17 protein-coding genes and 1 pseudogene are annotated in these 17,336 nt (G+C 34.9%); 10 read left to right on the plus strand and 8 right to left on the minus strand.

What is annotated here, in order from left to right; all coding sequences use genetic code 11:
- Window positions 1–158 precede the first annotated feature (158 nt).
- The 3 genes from ACICPZ_RS06385 to ACICPZ_RS06395 all read left to right on the plus strand — a co-directional run bounded on the left by ACICPZ_RS06385 (window position 159) and on the right by ACICPZ_RS06395 (window position 3,208).
- Window positions 159–1,103 carry a helix-turn-helix domain-containing protein gene (locus ACICPZ_RS06385; protein WP_264373965.1) on the plus strand — a complete coding sequence of 315 codons (945 nt, stop codon included), beginning with the start codon at window positions 159–161 and terminating at the stop codon, window positions 1,101–1,103.
- Between the two features lie 218 nt (window positions 1,104–1,321).
- A complete protein-coding gene (locus ACICPZ_RS06390) occupies window positions 1,322–1,999 on the plus strand; it encodes a RadC family protein (RefSeq protein WP_213862848.1) in 678 nt (225 codons plus the stop codon).
- Window positions 2,000–2,348: 349 nt separating this feature from the next.
- Window positions 2,349–3,208, plus strand: a protein-coding gene (locus ACICPZ_RS06395; RefSeq protein WP_156518142.1) for an IS630 family transposase whose coding sequence is annotated in 2 segments (ribosomal slippage) — window positions 2,349–2,673 and window positions 2,673–3,208 — 861 coding nt in all. Because the reading frame shifts where the segments join, the coding sequence is not laid out codon by codon here.
- Between the two features lie 55 nt (window positions 3,209–3,263).
- Here ACICPZ_RS06395 and ACICPZ_RS06400 read toward each other — a convergent pair.
- Window positions 3,264–4,096, minus strand: a protein-coding gene (locus ACICPZ_RS06400; protein WP_209472412.1) for an IS5-like element ISWpi1 family transposase whose coding sequence is annotated in 2 segments (ribosomal slippage) — window positions 3,264–3,727 and window positions 3,727–4,096 — 834 coding nt in all. Because the reading frame shifts where the segments join, the coding sequence is not laid out codon by codon here.
- 121 nt (window positions 4,097–4,217) lie between these two features.
- Here ACICPZ_RS06400 and ACICPZ_RS06405 point away from each other — a divergent pair.
- Window positions 4,218–5,540, plus strand: coding sequence for a hypothetical protein (locus tag ACICPZ_RS06405; RefSeq protein WP_213863266.1), 1,323 nt, complete (start codon window positions 4,218–4,220; stop codon window positions 5,538–5,540).
- Window positions 5,541–5,710: 170 nt separating this feature from the next.
- Window positions 5,711–6,628 carry a helix-turn-helix transcriptional regulator gene (locus ACICPZ_RS06410; protein WP_264374249.1) on the plus strand — a complete coding sequence of 306 codons (918 nt, stop codon included), beginning with the start codon at window positions 5,711–5,713 and terminating at the stop codon, window positions 6,626–6,628.
- 10 nt (window positions 6,629–6,638) lie between these two features.
- Here ACICPZ_RS06410 and ACICPZ_RS06415 read toward each other — a convergent pair whose 3' ends face one another.
- Entirely contained in the window at window positions 6,639–7,727 is a 1,089-nt protein-coding gene (locus tag ACICPZ_RS06415) for an IS481-like element ISWpi2 family transposase (protein WP_264373697.1), read from the minus strand.
- A 169-nt stretch (window positions 7,728–7,896) separates the two neighbouring features.
- Window positions 7,897–9,813: an NAD-dependent DNA ligase LigA gene (ligA, locus tag ACICPZ_RS06420; protein WP_264373939.1), complete on the minus strand. Its 1,917-nt coding sequence runs from the start codon at window positions 9,811–9,813 to the stop codon at window positions 7,897–7,899.
- A gap of 282 nt (window positions 9,814–10,095) precedes the next feature.
- On the opposite strand from ligA, the gene ACICPZ_RS06425 reads away from it, so the two are divergent.
- The 3 genes from ACICPZ_RS06425 to ACICPZ_RS06435 all read left to right on the plus strand — a co-directional run bounded on the left by ACICPZ_RS06425 (window position 10,096) and on the right by ACICPZ_RS06435 (window position 11,236).
- Window positions 10,096–10,839, plus strand: coding sequence for a helix-turn-helix transcriptional regulator (locus ACICPZ_RS06425; RefSeq protein WP_264373940.1), 744 nt, complete (start codon window positions 10,096–10,098; stop codon window positions 10,837–10,839).
- A 72-nt stretch (window positions 10,840–10,911) separates the two neighbouring features.
- Window positions 10,912–11,034, plus strand: coding sequence for a hypothetical protein (locus ACICPZ_RS06430; protein ID WP_264373941.1), 123 nt, complete (start codon window positions 10,912–10,914; stop codon window positions 11,032–11,034).
- Window positions 11,027–11,236: a hypothetical protein gene (locus ACICPZ_RS06435; protein WP_264373942.1), complete on the plus strand. Its 210-nt coding sequence runs from the start codon at window positions 11,027–11,029 to the stop codon at window positions 11,234–11,236. Before ACICPZ_RS06430 ends, ACICPZ_RS06435 begins: the two co-directional genes overlap by 8 nt.
- A gap of 19 nt (window positions 11,237–11,255) precedes the next feature.
- Here the strand turns inward: ACICPZ_RS06435 and ACICPZ_RS06440 are convergent, their stop codons facing one another.
- Entirely contained in the window at window positions 11,256–12,494 is a 1,239-nt protein-coding gene (locus ACICPZ_RS06440; protein ID WP_264373966.1) for an IS256 family transposase, read from the minus strand.
- 154 nt (window positions 12,495–12,648) lie between these two features.
- Between ACICPZ_RS06440 and ACICPZ_RS06445 the strand changes: the two are divergent.
- Window positions 12,649–13,966, plus strand: a pseudogene (locus ACICPZ_RS06445) (IS4 family transposase).
- Between the two features lie 58 nt (window positions 13,967–14,024).
- Here the strand turns inward: ACICPZ_RS06445 and ACICPZ_RS06450 are convergent.
- The 4 genes from ACICPZ_RS06450 to ACICPZ_RS06465 form a co-directional block, all read right to left on the minus strand.
- Window positions 14,025–14,375 (minus strand): hypothetical protein, encoded by a 351-nt coding sequence (locus ACICPZ_RS06450; protein WP_264373967.1) that lies wholly within the window; start codon window positions 14,373–14,375, stop codon window positions 14,025–14,027.
- 5 nt (window positions 14,376–14,380) lie between these two features.
- Entirely contained in the window at window positions 14,381–15,190 is an 810-nt protein-coding gene (locus tag ACICPZ_RS06455) for an ankyrin repeat domain-containing protein (RefSeq protein WP_264374128.1), read from the minus strand.
- Between the two features lie 188 nt (window positions 15,191–15,378).
- Complete coding sequence (locus ACICPZ_RS06460) at window positions 15,379–15,855, minus strand: hypothetical protein (protein WP_264373970.1); 477 nt, start codon at window positions 15,853–15,855, stop codon at window positions 15,379–15,381.
- A gap of 145 nt (window positions 15,856–16,000) precedes the next feature.
- Complete coding sequence (locus ACICPZ_RS06465; RefSeq protein ID WP_405197731.1) at window positions 16,001–16,150, minus strand: hypothetical protein; 150 nt, start codon at window positions 16,148–16,150, stop codon at window positions 16,001–16,003.
- 243 nt (window positions 16,151–16,393) lie between these two features.
- On the opposite strand from ACICPZ_RS06465, the gene ACICPZ_RS06470 reads away from it, so the two are divergent.
- Complete coding sequence (locus tag ACICPZ_RS06470) at window positions 16,394–17,308, plus strand: DMT family transporter (protein ID WP_264374127.1); 915 nt, start codon at window positions 16,394–16,396, stop codon at window positions 17,306–17,308.
- The last annotated feature ends 28 nt before the right edge of the window (window positions 17,309–17,336 follow it).

Consider the following 17,336-nt stretch of genomic DNA (forward strand, 5'->3'; position numbering starts at 1 on the left):
TTTGGAGCTATAGGAGACATCGAAGATACACTCTAAAAACCATCATAAGCCCTCCATTCAATTCTACAATACTTGTCATAGCGTGAGCATTGAATATACTAGTTTTCAACAGGCATCTGAGAGTTAGTTTGTTTATGTAAAAAAGAGTAGTAACATTAATGGTAGCCCCTGTAAGATACAAAATAGCGCAAAAAATAAGAAGCTGGAGGTTAAAAAGAAAATATACCCTAAAAGATCTAGCAGACGAAACAGGTATAAACTATCATACGCTGCGAAGATATGAACAAGGGATATGTGGCATTCCAGATGAAGAATTACAAGTTATAGCAAATGCATTGTCAGTTAGTTTGAGTGATCTACTTCCTAGACAAAAAGTACTCAAAGAAAATCGTTGTTTTGATAAACAATGGATGTACAATTTCGTAGAAAAATACACAAAAACAAGAGGTCGAGAATTACGCAAGGCAATTTGTGCATTAACCCAATCTATTCGAGCTGAGGAGGAAAGTGCTATAAAATCAGCAAGAATAAGAATGGCGGAGAATATGCTGGAGGAAGGATTTGCTACTGATATAATCTACCGAGCAACAGGCTTATCAACAGATGAATATGATAATAAAGAGGAAAAAGGTTCTAAGCGTCGAAGCAAAAGACAAGAGATGAAAAAGTGGAGAATAATACAAGGATATACGCAAGAGGAATTAGCGAAAGAACTCGGTGTAGGAGGTCCACAGATACATTACTATGAACAAGGGAGCACCATGTTCGGTGAAAGGTTATGGGAAATAGCAAGAAAATTATCAGTGAATGCTGAAGATCTGGCGCTTAAATCAACGGAAGAAAACTGCTGTGAAGACAAGGATGGTGAGGGAGAAAAAGAGCTATTAAGTTGGGCAAGAGAGTCTAGAAAAATTAACAATCAAGAATCAAGAGATGAACTGGATATATGGGTAGAATTTTTATCGCAAAGAAGGCAAATTTATAAAGAAAAGATTGATAAAGTAGAGGGAATCAAAGTAGCAAATAATCTACTTATACTAGGTGTTTCTGTTGATGCTATTTCTTCAATAACTGGCTTACCTGCAGAGGAAATTGCAACATAGCTAGCCTTAAACGATACTTATTTTTTTTAAACACGGATCTATCGCTTAAGGGAATAAACATCTATTAATATCTTTTGTATTTTCATAAAAAAATAAACAAAAAAAAATCGAAAAAATTGACTTGACTCCCGCCAAAATAGATGGCTTTGTGCCAATACTGCTAAAAAAATAGCAGTAAACATTTAAAAACAATTTATTATTAACGAAGGGTATATTTTATGAATAACAAGAATAATAGTGAAAAACTTATAGAAGAAATTGAGAGAGTACTACAAAGCGGAGGAGGAAGTGCTCTATTTGATCGTGAAATAGTGGCAGTACTTCTAGGAGCAGTTCATGACAGGGCCCAAGCTCAAGATGTTACTAAAAATCTAATGGACAATTGCCCAGGAATAGGAGAAATTTTAGGCCGAGAAATCGATGACCTGAAAATGATAGACGGAATGACCGAACATGCAGCCGCAGCAATTGAATGTGTTAAAGAAGCTTACAAGAGGGCACTAAGAGAAGGGTTAAAAAGAGGACCGGTAATGGATAGCCAAGAAAAGCTCATAGAATATGTAAGGGTAAGTATAGGCTTTTCAGCAAAAGAAGCTGTCCAGATAATATATTTGGATACACAGTACCGTTTGATAAGAGACGAAGTGTATTTTGGTACAATAGATGAGGTGCACCTATCTGAAAGGAAAGTGGTAAAAAAGGCATTATCAATGGAGGCAGCATCGATAATATTAGCTCACAACCATCCAGGAGGGAGTTTAGAGCCGTCAGAAGATGATAAAGTTATGACTAGAGAATTAGTGTCAGCGTGTCAAGGTGTGGGAATTGAGCTAGAGGATCACATTATTGTGACAGACAAAGGATATTGCAGCTTTAAGGAAAGAGAGCTGTTATAAAGATGGATGCCAAATTTTTCAGGTTTGGGAAGTTTGGCTACCACTACTAGTGGCAAACAATACGAAATATGAATATAAAAATCAAGTGGCAAAGTGATTTAAGGAAAGCATATTTCTATAGCTGAGATTTGGAAAAAGACATCACAAGAGTTGCGAAGCATACAAGATCTTTGTATAACTTGTATATTAAGTTATAATAAAGGAATAAAAGCCTGAATAGATCTGTTCTTTTATTATAAATAGTTGCAAACTGTACAAGATCTTTCTATAATTTGTATATTAAGTTATAGCTCTTTCCACAGAAGTCCGGATATGATAAGATAAGGATAGATGGCGATAAGGAGGTTGGATGCCGGCAGCATATAGTTATGATTTAAGAAAAAAAGCAATGGAAGCACTAGACGAAGGGGAAAGCAGAGAAGCAGTGGCAGCAAGATTTAAAATTGGACGAACTACTTTGTGGGAGTGGCAGCAAAGAAAAAAAGAAACAGGCGACTTTCAGTCAAAAAAACTCGGTAATGGAGGTTACAATCAGAAAATTATCGACTGGAATAAGTTTATCGAATTTGCTAAAAAACACGGTAGAAAAACTCTGTCGGAAATGGCTAAACTTTGGGGCAACGTTAGTATCCAAACGATCCACCGAGCTCTCAGAAAAATTGGATTTACGCGCAAAAAAAGACATATGGATACAAGGAAAGGAACGAAGAAAAACGTGCTGAATTCTTAAAAATTATAGCAACAAAAGAACCAGAAAACTTAGTGTATATAGATGAGTCTGGGATTGATAACACGGAGGACTATCCATATGGGTATTGCCAGAAAGGACAGCGATTTTATGCCCTAAAATCTGGAAAAAAAACTCAACGAATCAGCATGGTTGCAGCCTTAAGTAGAAGAAAGATAGTTGCTCCATTAACATTTGAAGGCCACTGTAATATGGATATTTTTAATGGATGGTTTGAGCAATTTTTGGCACCGATCTTAGAACCTGGACAAACTGTCATTCTTGATAATGCTACTTTTCATAAGTCTGATAAGCTTATCAAGCTCGCTAAAGGAGTCGGTGCAGAAATTTTGTATCTGCCGCCTTATTCTCCAGATTTTAACAAAATTGAGCATCATTGGTTTGCTATAAAAAACAGAGCCAGGAAAAACATTCCTCTATTCGAATCCTTTCGTCGTGCTGTTGATTCTGCCTTCCTATGACCTATTCGGACTATTATGAGAAATGCTATAAGAGGTTGTCCGGAAACTAGTAAATTCAAGCATATTCCCTCTTTAACATAACCCTACTCATAGCTAGGTATATGAAATTCTCAGTGGATGTTGTGAGTAAATCATACTCCTTCGATAGCCTTCTATTCCTATTAACCCAAGCAAAAGTCCTTTCTACAACCCATCTTCTTGGCTGTACTTTAAACCCTTGTTCTCTTGTTGGTAGTAGCTCAGGTGGCGTATCTTTGTGCACCCAAAATCTACATGGAGGCCTTTTAACAATTTCAATATCTATGTCATATTCTTCCTTTATGTGATTCTTTAAATTTCTTCCTTGGTATCCCATGTCAGCCCACATTTTTTTAACTTTAGTATATTTTGTTCTCATATTGTTTAATGCTATTTTAATACCATCTCTATCATTTTCGTTAGCAGCGCCTACGTAACAACCTAGTATAAAACCCTGAGTGTCTGTAATTATATGCCTTTTTCTACCCTTTACTTTTTTACTTCCATCATAGCCTTTGATCCCCCCTTTTCTGTAGTCTTTACAGATTGACTATCTACTATACAGGCACTCGGCTGCTCATTCCTTCCTATTTTTCTTCTACTATATTTTGTAATTTCATAATTCATTTTCTCAAAAATTCCCTGCTTCTTCCATTGCCTGAACTGCTCATACACAGTCTTCCATAGCGGAAAATCATTTGGTAAATACCGCCATTGACACCCTGTACGCAATACATAGAAAATTGCTTCTAATATTTCTTTTTTGCTATACTTTGGCGGCCTTCCTCCTTTCTTGTATGATACTCTGAAGTGTTTTTCTATTCTTGCCCATTCCCTTTCGCTTAGATCTGTTGGATACTTTTTTCTCATCTTTACCCCGTACTAAAATTTCAGATATTATAGCCTTTTACTTGTTTCCGGACAACCTCTAATAGTAAAGCAATAAATTGCGCTATAGACTTAGATAATATGCTTAATATAGGAGGCTTATATGACTACTAAAAAAACAGTATCATTTGATGATATAGATGGAAATACTTATGAATTAATCATTGATTCTAAAAAGTTACCAAATGGACTATCTAGTGCTATTGAAGGTATAAGGCGTACTGGCAAGAAAAACCAGAGGTCTAACTTTACAAACGAAACAGGTAATAAGAACGATCTTAGCAGATTACCGGAAATATTTGATGCCATGGATCGTACTAGTAACTGGTGGCCTGTCTTTGCAGGCGATAAGAAGACTCAGAAGCCTGAAAGTGTGCCTTCCCCTAGAGATCTCGTAATCAACTTTGGAGAAGGACGTGAATTTTATAACACAAAATCTTCAAATCGTCAAAGTTCAAATCCATTTATTCCAGCTTTAAACAAGATAGAGCCGAGTGCAATTGAAAATGCAGAATTGATATGGTTTAAAAATGCAGTGGTAAAGGTAAAAAGTGTAAGTGAACTGAACAAAGTTGTAGATCAAGCACTACATGCTGGAATCAGGATAAACGCATATAGTGAAGGACAGACGAGTTTTGCTGATGCAGTAATATTGAAAATGCTTTCGATCCCATGCAAAGAAAATGAGAAGGAAGATATAATATGTGAATTGATGCTAAGTGGAGCAATGTTCAGTTACGATCTATTGCAGGATAAGCGAATAAGTGAAGTTCATAACAAGCTGTATCAAGAGGTTCGTCCACAGATAGATAAATGGCTTAAAGAACTGAGAGAAGTCGGTGAAAGTGCTATTGAAAATGAAGGGATCGTAGAAGATGTCGGAATAGATAACAAAACATTTTTTATGAAATTTTCTGAGAATAGCAAAGTAAATGTTGCAAGAGTATTAGAAGGTACAAAAAATTTAGGTCTAACCACAGGGGAGGTAAAATTAGGAGGTGATATTATAAAAATGGGTAATAGTGAAGTTGAAGTCAGAAGTGGAAAAGGAGGTGAAAGAAATTACACCGATATATCTGACAATAGTGCTTTTGAGATAACATTTCCCACAAGCATTGGTGGCTTAAGAATTGAAGTATACCATAATGCAGAAAATGACCATCAAGTACAGGTCAGAGTAGCAGATACAGAAATGTGGTCTGAACTACAAAAAGGAGGTGAAGTAATAGGAAAAGGTTGCCTTTTTGGGGGAATGACGGTCAAAGAAGCGGTAGAAAAAGGAAGTTTTGTTAGGGATGGCAGATGGAGTAAAGAGAAGGTTACAGAAGAAATAAAGGCAGTTAGTAATAATTGCTCAAGTGAAGCATTGTCTTTGTGGGTGGATAGGACATGTGGAGGTAGTAAAGAAACCTTTAAGCAACGTTAAACAATAAGGGAGGGAGGTTTTGCTTCCCTTCTTTATCTGCAGCCACAAAATTGCAAGCTCTTCCAACAAATAAAAGCGCTTAAGCTAAATTTAATCTTTTAGTAAAGTAGGTTATAGCAAAAAGCCTATTAACAGGATATATATGTTTATTTCTATGAAACCGCTGCGGCATGGCAAAGCATACTACTACTATCTCCATAAGATACAAAATAGCGCAAAAAATAAGAAGCTGGAGGCTAAAGCGAGGATATACCCTAAAAGATCTAGCAGACAAAACAGGTATAAACTATCATACGCTGCGAAGATATGAACAAGGGATATGTGGCATTCCAGATGAAGAATTACAAGTTATAGCAGATGCATTATCAGTTAGTTTGAGTGATCTACTTCCTAGACAAAAAGTACTCAAAGAAAACAGTTGTTTTGATAAAAGTAAGATCCAATGGATGTACGATTTCATAGGAAAATACACAAAAACAAGGGGGCGAGAATCACGTAAAGCGATTTATGCATTAACCAAATCTATTCGAGCTGAAGAGGAAAGTGATGTAAAAGCAGCAAGAGTAAGAATGGCGGAGAATATGCTGGAGGCAGGATTTGCTACTGATATAATCTACCGAGCAACAGGCTTATCAACTGATGAATATGATAATGAAGAGGAAAAAGGTTCTAAGCGTCGAAGCAAAAGACAAGAGATGAAAAAGTGGAGAATAATACAAGGGTGTACGCAAGAGGAATTAGCAAAAGAGCTTGGTGTAGGAGGTCCACAGGTACATTACTATGAACAAGGGAGCACCATGTTCGGTGAAAGGTTATGGGAAATAGCGAGAAAATTGTCAGTGGATGCTAAGGATCTGGTGCTTAAATCAACGGAAGAAGACTGCTGTGAAGACGAAGATGGTGAAGGAGAAAAAGAACTATTAAGTTGGGTGAGAGAGTCTAAAAAAATTAGCAATCAAGAATCACGAGATGAACTGGATACATGGGTAGAATTTTTATCCCAAAGAAGGCAAATTTACAAAGAAAAGATTGATAAAGTAGAGTCAATCAAGGTTGCGAATAATTGTAAAAGACAAGATTTGATCTGACAGACAAGAATTAACTGACAGAAGAATTGAGGTAGTCAAAACTAATATCAGGCTCTTGTGTAATGCTACTAATATTTTTCTGAAAAGCAATATATTTGCTATCAAGAAAAGTTTGCATAGGCGTTTTGCCATAGCAATATTTACCCGAGTGAGGTCTTGTCTCATTATAAGAACGCAACCAATGATCAACATCAATCTGTAGATCTTCCAAAGAACTGTAGATTTTCTTTCTAAAGATGATATTGTAACACTCATCTTGCATGGTTCTATGAAACCTTTCACATATGCCATTAGTCTGTGGAGAGTTGGCTTTAGTTCTAGAATGATCGATGTTTTCTATGCCCAAATAAAGCTGATAAGCGTGATTTTCGGGCTTGCCACAATACTCCGTACCCCTATCAGTTAAAATGCGTAATAATGGAATTTTCTGCTCATCAAAAAATGGAATAACTCTATCGTTGAGAAGATCTGCAGCTGTAATAGCTGTTCTGTCCGTGTAAAGTTTAACCATTGCAACTCTGGAATAAGTATCAACAAAAGTTTGCTGATAAATGCGCCCTATACCTTTGATATTGCCCACATAATAGGTATCTTGAGAACCCAAATAACCTGGATGTTGCGTCTCAATTTCACCATGAGCTTCCCTTTGTTCTTTCACTTTTTCTAAAGCTGCAAGTTGTTCTTCAGTTAAAATGATTCCGTCTTGAGCTACTTTTGTCTCTAGTGCTTTAAGTCTCTTTTTGAGAGTTTCAAGGTCATTTCTTAGCCATACAGACCTTACTCCTCCCTGAGAAATTATTATACCTCTTTTTCTCAGTTCATTTGCAGCTCTTTCTTGCCCATATGCTGGAAATTCTGTTGCTATACTAATCACTGCTCTTTCTATATCGTCGGAAACTCTGTTTGCTAATAGCGGTTTTTTCTTACTTATTTCATGTAATGCTTCCTCTCCTCCATTTTCATATAACTCCTTAAAGCGATAAAATGTATCTCTTGAGTATCCCATCACTTTGCATGCTTGAGACACATTTCCTAGTTGTTTTGCTAGTTCTAATAATCCTAGCTTTGGTTTTAATATTTTTGTCTGTATTGTACTCATATCTAACACTCCTTTATTTTTATTATTTTTAACTTACTTTTTTAAAGTGTCAGGTCAAGTCTTATTTAATACAACTTATACTAGGTGTTTCTATTGATGATATTTCTCAAATAACTAGCTTGACTGCAGAGGAACTTGAAACCCCAAATAGGCATCTATAGCAGAAACTTCATATAGACTTTTGGAGAAAGGTTACAAATTCCTCCTCGGTTAAAATTTTAATACCCAGCTTTTTAGCCTTTTCGAGCTTTGACCCAGGTTTTTCGCCGACAACCAAGAAGTCCGTTTTATTTGATACACTTGAATTCACAATTCCTCCTAAAGATTCTGCCTCTACTTGCGCTTCCTTTCTTTCCATTGTCAAGAGGGTTCCAGTGAAAACTACCGTTTTACCGCTAAAAGGGGAATTACTAACATTAGCACTTACAGGCTCAATCTTTAGTTGAGAGGCGAGATTCTTTACCATTTCAACATTATCCTTTTCAGAGAAGAAAGATATTAATGAATCTATAATCTTTTCTCCTACGCCTATTATGCTCATTAATTCTTCTTCATCAGCAGAATACCAATTTTCATATGAGCCATAATGTTTTGCTAGTAATTTTGCTACGTGTGGTCCGACGTATTGAATCCCTAGAGAACATATAAATTTATCCAAACTCACAACTCTTCTGCTGTTAATGGATTTGAGTAAATTAGATATTGCTTTTTTTCCCCATCCATTTAGCTCGCTTAAGTTAAAATTTTTTAGTTTTTCTTCGAGAGCAAAAATGTCAGATATTTTCCTTATCAAACCAAGGTCATAAAAGAACTCCACTTGTTTACCGCCAAAACCTTTAATGTCAAGGACTTCCACAAAATGTTTTAACTTTCCTATTCGCTGTGCTGGGCAACCGTTTTCTTCGGAACATCTAGCTGTAGCTTCATCTTCAAATATATCTACTGCACTTCCGCATTCCGGGCAAGTATCAGGAAATATAAACTTTGGTGTATTCCGAGAACGAGACTTTTTATCCACTTCTACAATGCGGGAAATAACATCTCCAGCTCGTTCTACTACTACGATATCACCTTCCCTTATGTCTTTGCGCTTAATTTCATCTTTATTATACAGATTTGCCCTAGTAATGAGAACCCCTCCTATATTTATCGGAACTAATTCTGCAATTGGTGTCAGCACACCGGTTCTGCCTACTTGTACTGATATCTTCTTTATCTTGGTTTTTCCTTGAGCTGCAGGAAGTTTGTGTGCTGTAGATCCACGTGGTGCCTTGTTAGTATTTCCTAATCTATCATGTAATTTCAAATCATTAACCTTGTAGACTACGCCATCGATATCATAGCCTAAATTATGACGATTACTATAGATTCGATCATAGAACTCCAACATTTCGCCTACATTGTTTGCTAAAAATTTATATTCATTAACACAAAAGCCAAGTTCTTTCAGTCTATTTAATACTTCAAATTGAGTCTTTTCTGTACCGCCAATCAAAGAATAAGCAAAATATTTCAGCGGTCTCCTAGCGGTAACTTCTGGGTCCAATTGCCTTAATGAACCTGACGCTGTGTTGCGTGGATTTGAAAATTGATTATCCTTATTTAATTTTAAAAAGTCGTCATTACTTATGTATGCTTCCCCTCTCACCTCTAATCTACCCTTTATACCAGGTAAAGCTTGAGGAAAATCCTTTATGGTTTTTATGTTATCAGTAACATCTTCGCCTAAATTACCATCACCGCGCGTTGCAGCTTTAACGAGTAAGCCATTTTCATAAATTGCAGTGAAACTTAAGCCATCAATTTTCAGCTCGCACATTATCTTCAGCTCATCTGTATTTAGGAGTTCTCTGGACTTAGCAATAAATTCTTCAATGTCTTCTTGGCTGTAAACTTTGTTTAACGAGAGCATAGGCACAATATGCTGTACCTTGGAAAACCTATCGTCAGGCGCAGTACCAATGGTTTGAATATCTACTTTTTTTACCAGTTCATCGTACTCTGCATCGGTTATTTCTGATATATTTTCCCGATAGTACAACTCATTGTAGCGTTTTATTTCTTCTTGTAATGCATTTTCACTCATAATAATTTACCTCAACCACTGTTTCAGTATATAGCGACAATTGTAAATCAATTATTAACTCTTGCACTCACTTTTAGGTTATTTTGCGAATAAAATTCCCGCTTTACTAGTGTTTTTTATTAAAAAGATAATATTTAAATAGAAATATAAAAGTATTTAATATTAATAGAATTTTATGTAGGATGCTAAAAAAATGCTGACTGAGTTGCTTTCTCTGTAAGGAACTTTAATAAAATTTTATAAAATGGTATATATATGTTTGTACTGCAATTGAGTGAAAACATGAGTACTGAAAAGAAGATAGATCCTGATTCTTTATGTTACCATATAATTCAAAAGATAAAAGATGTTAGGCTAGAGCTAAATTGCTCTCAAGCGGATTTCGCAGAAAAAACTGGTGTAGCAAAGTCACTAATAGGAAAGTATGAGCGAGGGATACACAGCATTCTACCTGAAACGCTCGAGAAGATGGCAAAAAAATTACCGCGTGATGTTGAATATTTCTTCCCGAAGCCAATAAATTGTATTAACAGTGAAGACAAGAAGGCTTTTGATTTAGTGCAAAACCTAAAAAGAATTAAGGACCAAAAAGTTCGTGATGCGGTGTGCGCATTAACCAGATGTGTGTCAGAGGGGATTCAAATTAGAAAGGTTACAACAGAGATAAGACCTATAAGTTACCAAATGGCGCATAAGGCAAAAGATTGGCGGTTTGCAAGAGGTTATCCACAGACAGAGTTAGCAGATAGGACCGGATTAACAAATTCACAAATACGAAGATATGAGGAAGGGGACATATCGTTCAAAACAGTACCTAAAATAGCAGGAGGATTATCATTACATTATGGAGTTCTACTACCTACATCAAAAGAGGAAATCTATTGTGAAGATGAGGATGGTCAAGGAGAAAACAAGATATTGAGTATAATGCAAGAATATCAAAAAATTGGTGATCAAAGATTAAAGGATTCATTGTGCACATTTGTGTCTGAGATAGTAAAAATCAGCGAGGAAAACCTAAGATAAAAAGATATACCTTTATAGATATTTATATATAATATTTTTTTTACGCATAGCTTTAATATTTAGGAGCTAAGAGTGGAAAAACTACAGAAAATAATAAGAGCTATAAAAGGTGTATCTATAGCCAATTTTGTGAGCCTCCAAGCTGTTTCAAGCAAAGATTTGGAAAAAATAAAGTCATTGGTAGAAAGTGGTTAATGAATGCAGCAGACACACCTTTGCACAAGGCTATAATGCTGGAAAATATACCTGTTGTGATTGTGCACAGCTATTTATAAAGAATAAAAAAGGCAAAACAGCATATGACTTATCTCAAAATAAATCTTTGGTTCAAGATCTCTTTGCAACCGATAAAGAAATTAGACGACATGTTGGAACTGACATAGGGAGTGTTAAATAAACTGTGTCAAACCGCATTTTTAGTTCAACTCAATTTTCAGTCTGTTGGGAAAGAAAATATCAAGTTGAGAAATAGTTAATGCCCAATTAGGTAGGGTCATAACCCATTTTTGCTCTACCTTTTTTATAGCACAATATACCTGTTTGTACAAGGCATTTGTGCTGGTAAATGAGCCTTTGGTTTTGGTGAATTTTCTGATCTGCCTATGTAGCCCCTCAATAGGATTGGTAGTATAAATTAGCTTCCTAACTGGGCTAGAATACTTGAAATAACCAGATAAATTTTCCCAATTGTTCTGCCAGGATTTTACAACTAAAGGATACTTTTCTCCCCATTTTTCCTCCAATTCAAGCAAATAATTCTCGGCAACTTCTCTGCTTGAAGCACGATATATTTTTTTCAAATCACTCATGAAAACTTTCACATCTTTGCTCGATACATATTTCAGTGAATTCCTTATTTGATGCACTATACATAGCTGTACTTCCGCATTAGGAAACACACTATTTATAGCTATAGGAAAGCTTCTTAGGCCATCGACACAAGCAATCAAAATATCTTCTACTCCTCTTTCTTTTAGATCATTTAGTACTCCCAACCAGAAGTTAGCTCCTTCGCTTTCAGCTAAATAAAAGCCCAATACTTCTTTTCTACCATTTTGATCTATACCTAATATATTATACATACATTTACTTACACAATGCCCATCCTCTTTGACTTTAAAAAACATTCCATCCATAAACACTATTGGATACACGGACTGCAGCGGGCGACTACGCCATTCATTGATTACAGGCAGTAATTTGTCAGTAATACTCGATATCTCTGCCACCGATATTTTGTGATCATACATTTCCTCAACATGTGATGCTATGTCTCTGTATCCCATGCCACTGGCATATGTGCTTAATACCTTTGCTTCAAGTTCGGGATGCAGGCTTGTTTGCCTTTTTTTGACTATTTGTGGTTCGAAACTTCCTTCTCTATCTCTTGGCGTCAAAAGCTCAAATGACCCTGCGCTTGTACGTAAAGTCTTTGCATTTCTCCCATTTCTTCGGTTATTCTCTTCACTTTTAGCCAACAAGTGGTTTTCTATTTCACCTTCTAGACTTGCTTCTAGCAGCTTTTTTATCAATGGTGTTAGCGCACCATCCCTCCCTGTCAATGGTCTACCTTCTCGTATAGACGACAAGATATTTGTTTCTAATTCTTTATAATCTACCAATCCGGTAGTTCTGTTTACTATTTTTTGACTCATGTCAAACCTCCATTTTTTTATATCAATTTATTACTTTTTTTCGGTTTGACACAGTTTATTTAACCATACGCGTCAAGTTAAGGAAATAAAGGTATGAAAGAGATAGAATAATAAGGTATAAGTTCTCCCAGATATACTTTTAGTGAGAGAACCAATGAATAAAATAACTTGCTTATCAAAAAAGCTCAAAGAATTTTTTAATGAAAAAGCAGAGAAAATCTCAATTACAACAAGGTTTATAAAAAGAAAGAGAAAGCTAAAAGGTTCATCATTCGTAAAAGCCATGGTCTTGGGTAATATAGGAGTTGATAATTGTAGCGTAGAAACAATGTGTCAATTACTAAACGAGGACTCGATAGATATAACAAAACAAGGTTTGGATTTTAGATTTACTGAAGAAGCAGTGGAATTTATGAAAAGGATGTATAATGAATCTGTGATTCTCTTTAAAAATATCTTGCAAGTTGATTGCAAAATCTTACAGCAATTTAATAGTGTTAAATTATTGGACAGTAGCTATATTACTCTACCTAACAGTATGGAAGAGATGTATAAAGGTTATGGTACTAGCTACAGTGGCTATGAAAGCAATACTAAGTCTGGAATAAAGTTACAATTAGTTTTCGATTACATGAATCAGATAATAGACCAACTTAATTTAACGGAGGGAATAAGATCAGACCAGGGATATAGGAAACATTTAAGTAATATATCAAGCAATGATTTGCTAATATCTGATCTCGGTTATTTTGTGCCAAGTTCTTTTAAACAAATCAATGAAATAGGAGCTTATTTCATAAGTCGTTATAAATCCGATACCAACGTATATGATGTAGAAACAAATCAAAAAATGGAGTTATTAGAATGTTTAGAGGATAAGTTATTTTTAGAAAACGAGGTATTGTTAGGAAAAGAAGCAAAAATTAGAGTAAGAATTATATGTCAGAAACTAACTGAAGAACAGTCTATGGCCAGAAGAAGGAAAGCTAATAGATTAGCAAGATCGCAGATCCTCTAAAAGAAATCAAAAATTGTTGAACTGGTCAATATTTATAACTAATGTTCCAGAAAATAAAATTAGTGCTGAGCAAGTATTAACGATTTACAGAGTAAGGTGGCAAATTGAGTTATTATTTAAATTGTATAAAAGCCATATCAGGCTTGATAAGCTAAAAGGAAAGCCATGCAGAGTATTATGTGAACTATATGCTAAATTGTGCGCAATTCTTATATTTCACGGCATAGTTGGTTGCACAGAAGTGAAAAAGAATACAGAACTTAGCTTAACAAAGGCATTTATTGAGCTAAAAAGGCGGGTTAGAGAGTTATTTTTAGTATTAACCAAAATTAATAGTTTAAAAGCATTTCTTAAAAAACTCACTATAACTTGGTCGCGATTTTCATTAAAAGACAAACGTAGAAGGGCTAGAGTATCCACTTTAACCTCTCTAAATTTGCTCACAATCTCTTAACTTGACGCGTATGGTTTATTTAACACTCCCGTTTTTTCGCAGCTTCCTACAAACGGAGCTACCGCCCTCTTCCCTTATACTTACCCTGGGTTGAAGACTGAGCTTTCACAAATAGCTCCCAATATCCCTTCTGATCGCCTTCTTCCTGTATCAATCGTGCCAAACGCTGCATCAATTCATTATTGAGTATAGCCATCTTTGTCCATTTACCCACTGGTTTTGCAATAGCAACTATTTCCGGATTCTCTTTATAAACCTGGATGTCGTCAAAGTTATATTCTGTTTTCTTTTCACTCTCTCTCAATGGAGCCTTTCTGACGAGATTTTTGTATATTCTTCTGAAAAAGAGAAATATTTTAATAGCAATAATTAATATTATACCGTATATAACGATTTGCTCGTAGGACATCTTCTCTACTCTAAAATGATTCCATGAAGCAGAAACAATGCTACAATTTTTTTGTTTCGATTTGCTACAGCGTTTTCCAGTGCTGTATAACCTTCTTCAGAGTTATAAAAACATTTCAGATGAGCGTTTGCCTTCCTATCTAATAATAACTCGACAATTTCTTTATTGCCTTTCATAACAGCAAGATGCAGAGGAGTACAACTATCTCTTCCGATTGCGTTAATATCTGCTCTATTTTGCAATAAAAGCTCCACATGATCTTTTTTATTCAATGAAACTGCAAGGTGAAGAGGGGTACTTCCTTCTATATTTTTAATTTCAAGAAAAGCGTCCCCTTTGATCAGCAATCCCAACGTTACTGTGTCAGCATATTTTACAGCCATGTGAAGAGGAGATTCACCGAGACGATTCTGGCAATTGATATCTGCACCGCATTGTAACAACTTTTGCATAACATCAAGGTGCTTATACTTTATTGAATAATGCAAAGGAGTGTCGCCATCGATATTCTGAGCATTAACATTTTTGCTCATAACTACAGCAACCTCTGCTATTGCTGTGGATTCATATTGAGAGGCAACGTGTAATACTGTATTGCCCTTTTTATTTACGGCATCAACGTTAGCATCATATTCCACAAGGAATAGAAATAAGTTGTAAAGATCGCGTTTTGCAGAGAAATGTAAAATTTTAGTACCAAATCTACTATTGATAATCTCTTTGAAGGCTGCACGAACTAATAAAGAAAGAATACTAGGATGTCTGAGGTGATAAATTTCCTTTGCAGCCTTTTGTAAAATTTTTTCGATTGTCATAACAACCCCACAAAAAATGTGTTTGTATTAGAGTATGCAGCGATAAATGTTTTTAAATTATTAACTCTTGCACTCACTTTTGGGTTATTTTACGAATAAAATTCCCGCTTTGCTAGTGTTTTTTATTAAATATATAATATTTAAATAGAAATAGAAAGATATTTAAGCAAATATATTAACATAGAAATCTATTCTTTGGAAACTTGCTTGGATTCTTCTTTTATTGATTCGACTGATACATCTTGAATTTCTTCTTCCGGCTTGTTTGGTTCAGCTAGAGTTGACTCTTCTTTAGATTCTGCTGCTAATTTGCGTTGTTTGATAACTTTCTTCAATGTTTTGACTGCGATGAAGTTGATACTGAAAACACATGCAGAAGTTATGGCTAATGCTGGAAGAGGAGCTAAACTGAATGTTGGTAAAATTGCCACAATTGTACCAGCGGTCAGTAAAAATGCTAACTTCTTGCTCCCGATTATCTTATTTTTCTTAACCTTTATGGGGTTTAATTTTTTTACTTTTCCTTTTAGCTTTTTGAAGCCTTTTTTGAATATGCTACCCTTTTTCTCTACAGGTTTTGCTTTCTTCGTTTTTAAGCTTTTTATTTTTTCTTTTATTCCTTTTTTGACATTTTCTACTTTAGAGGTCTTCTGCTCTAGTGCCATCAACTTTAGAGGTTGCTCTATGGAATGTAGCGGTTTTGGCTTATCGTTTGAAATTTTAGCTTCTTGCCCCTTAGTATGTTTTTTGGGCGAAACTATGTTTTTTAAACCTTTCTTTGCTTTATTTCTTTAGTTTGCTTGGCATCGTTTATAGTTCAATATTGCAGAATCTATCTATTACTTCCTGGTGGTCCTCTATCATCGCATTTGCCTCTTGCTGTAAGCACTTGATGTTTTTTGGTGTTATATTATCCATCTCAGCTAATGCTACTTTTAGTTGTGATTGAATGTCTATCATTCTTATCTTATATTACAAAAAAATCAGTCAGTAACTCCCTGCTCAGATAATCTCTATTCTAAATCTATTAAAATTATGCAATTAAAGACATATCTTGTATAATACTTCTAATGCTACTTTTAGCAAAAATTTGTGAATATGGTTAGAACAGTAAGTAGAAGAGAGCCTGTATGCTATCAACCTTTTTTGCAGCGAAGTTATATGAGCACATCATGGAAGTTTGTATATTAAATTAGGAGTTTTGTGGATTACAGACTAAGAGCTTATTTACTTGGAGTTATCTGGTTTATACTTAGTTTATTTAGTAGTGTAGCTAATGATACTATATCAAAATATCTAAGTTTACATCTCCAAAGTTTTGAAGTAATCTTTTTCCGCTTTTTATTTAGCACTATTACCCTTGTACCTTTTATGCTTTACTATGGAAGAGAAGCTTTTAAAACAAGTCAAATATCTATTCAGATAACTAGAGGAGTATTGTTATTTGTTGGAATAACCTTGTGGACCTATGGGTTAGCTATTTTTCCCATAGTAACTGCAACAATTATAAGTTTTTCTATACCATTATTTGTTATACTTCTTGCAATCCCTTTACTAAATGAAAATATAATTTGGCAAAGATGGTCAGTAACTGTTATTGGCTTTGTTGGTATTGCTATTACTACCAAAGCTTATAGTGAAGACTTTAATCCTAAAATTCTTATTTTTATTGTATCTACATTAATCTTTGCTATATTAGACATACTTAATAAGAAACTCGCAATAAAAGAGTCCGTAATAAGTATGTTATTTTATTCAGCTCTAACAACAACTATTTTTTCCACTGTGCCTTTGCTGTTTTATTGGCATTTGCCTTCCTTGTTAGAATTAGTATTACTACTGATTTTGGGAATTAATTCAAATCTAATTCTGTTCTTCACATTAAAAGCTTTTACTCTTGCAGATGCTACTGCACTTGCACCATATAGATACATAGAGCTAATAATTTCTGCAATAGTAACATATGTTATGTTTAATGAGTTGCCTGATAAAAGTGCTTTGTATGGTATTTTAATATTAATACCATCGACTTTGTTTATAGTTTATTCAGAAAGTAAAGTAATTAAGAAAAATAATGTATGCAACGCTAGAGTAAAAATTTATGACTCTAATTGTTAATGATGTTCTTTTTAAATGTTTAAGCAGT

The sequence above is a fragment of the Wolbachia endosymbiont (group A) of Melitta haemorrhoidalis genome (assembly GCF_964273365.1).
In the GTDB taxonomy this organism is placed as follows: Bacteria; Pseudomonadota; Alphaproteobacteria; order Rickettsiales; family Anaplasmataceae; genus Wolbachia; species Wolbachia pipientis.

Coding starts and splice junctions, on each gene's coding strand:
- ACICPZ_RS06405 (WP_213863266.1), top strand. CDS start 4,218: ATGACTACTAAAAAAACAGTATCATTTGATGATATAGATGGAAATACT.
- ACICPZ_RS06440 (WP_264373966.1), bottom strand. CDS start 12,494: ATGAGTCAAAAAATAGTAAACAGAACTACCGGATTGGTAGATTATAAA.
- ACICPZ_RS06455 (WP_264374128.1), bottom strand. CDS start 15,190: ATGACAATCGAAAAAATTTTACAAAAGGCTGCAAAGGAAATTTATCAC.
- ACICPZ_RS06460 (WP_264373970.1), bottom strand. CDS start 15,855: ATGGCACTAGAGCAGAAGACCTCTAAAGTAGAAAATGTCAAAAAAGGA.
- ACICPZ_RS06415 (WP_264373697.1), bottom strand. CDS start 7,727: ATGAGTACAATACAGACAAAAATATTAAAACCAAAGCTAGGATTATTA.
- ligA (WP_264373939.1), bottom strand. CDS start 9,813: ATGAGTGAAAATGCATTACAAGAAGAAATAAAACGCTACAATGAGTTG.
- ACICPZ_RS06465 (WP_405197731.1), bottom strand. CDS start 16,150: ATGATAGACATTCAATCACAACTAAAAGTAGCATTAGCTGAGATGGAT.
- ACICPZ_RS06410 (WP_264374249.1), top strand. CDS start 5,711: ATGGCAAAGCATACTACTACTATCTCCATAAGATACAAAATAGCGCAA.
- ACICPZ_RS06450 (WP_264373967.1), bottom strand. CDS start 14,375: ATGTCCTACGAGCAAATCGTTATATACGGTATAATATTAATTATTGCT.
- ACICPZ_RS06385 (WP_264373965.1), top strand. CDS start 159: ATGGTAGCCCCTGTAAGATACAAAATAGCGCAAAAAATAAGAAGCTGG.
- ACICPZ_RS06425 (WP_264373940.1), top strand. CDS start 10,096: ATGAGTACTGAAAAGAAGATAGATCCTGATTCTTTATGTTACCATATA.
- ACICPZ_RS06390 (WP_213862848.1), top strand. CDS start 1,322: ATGAATAACAAGAATAATAGTGAAAAACTTATAGAAGAAATTGAGAGA.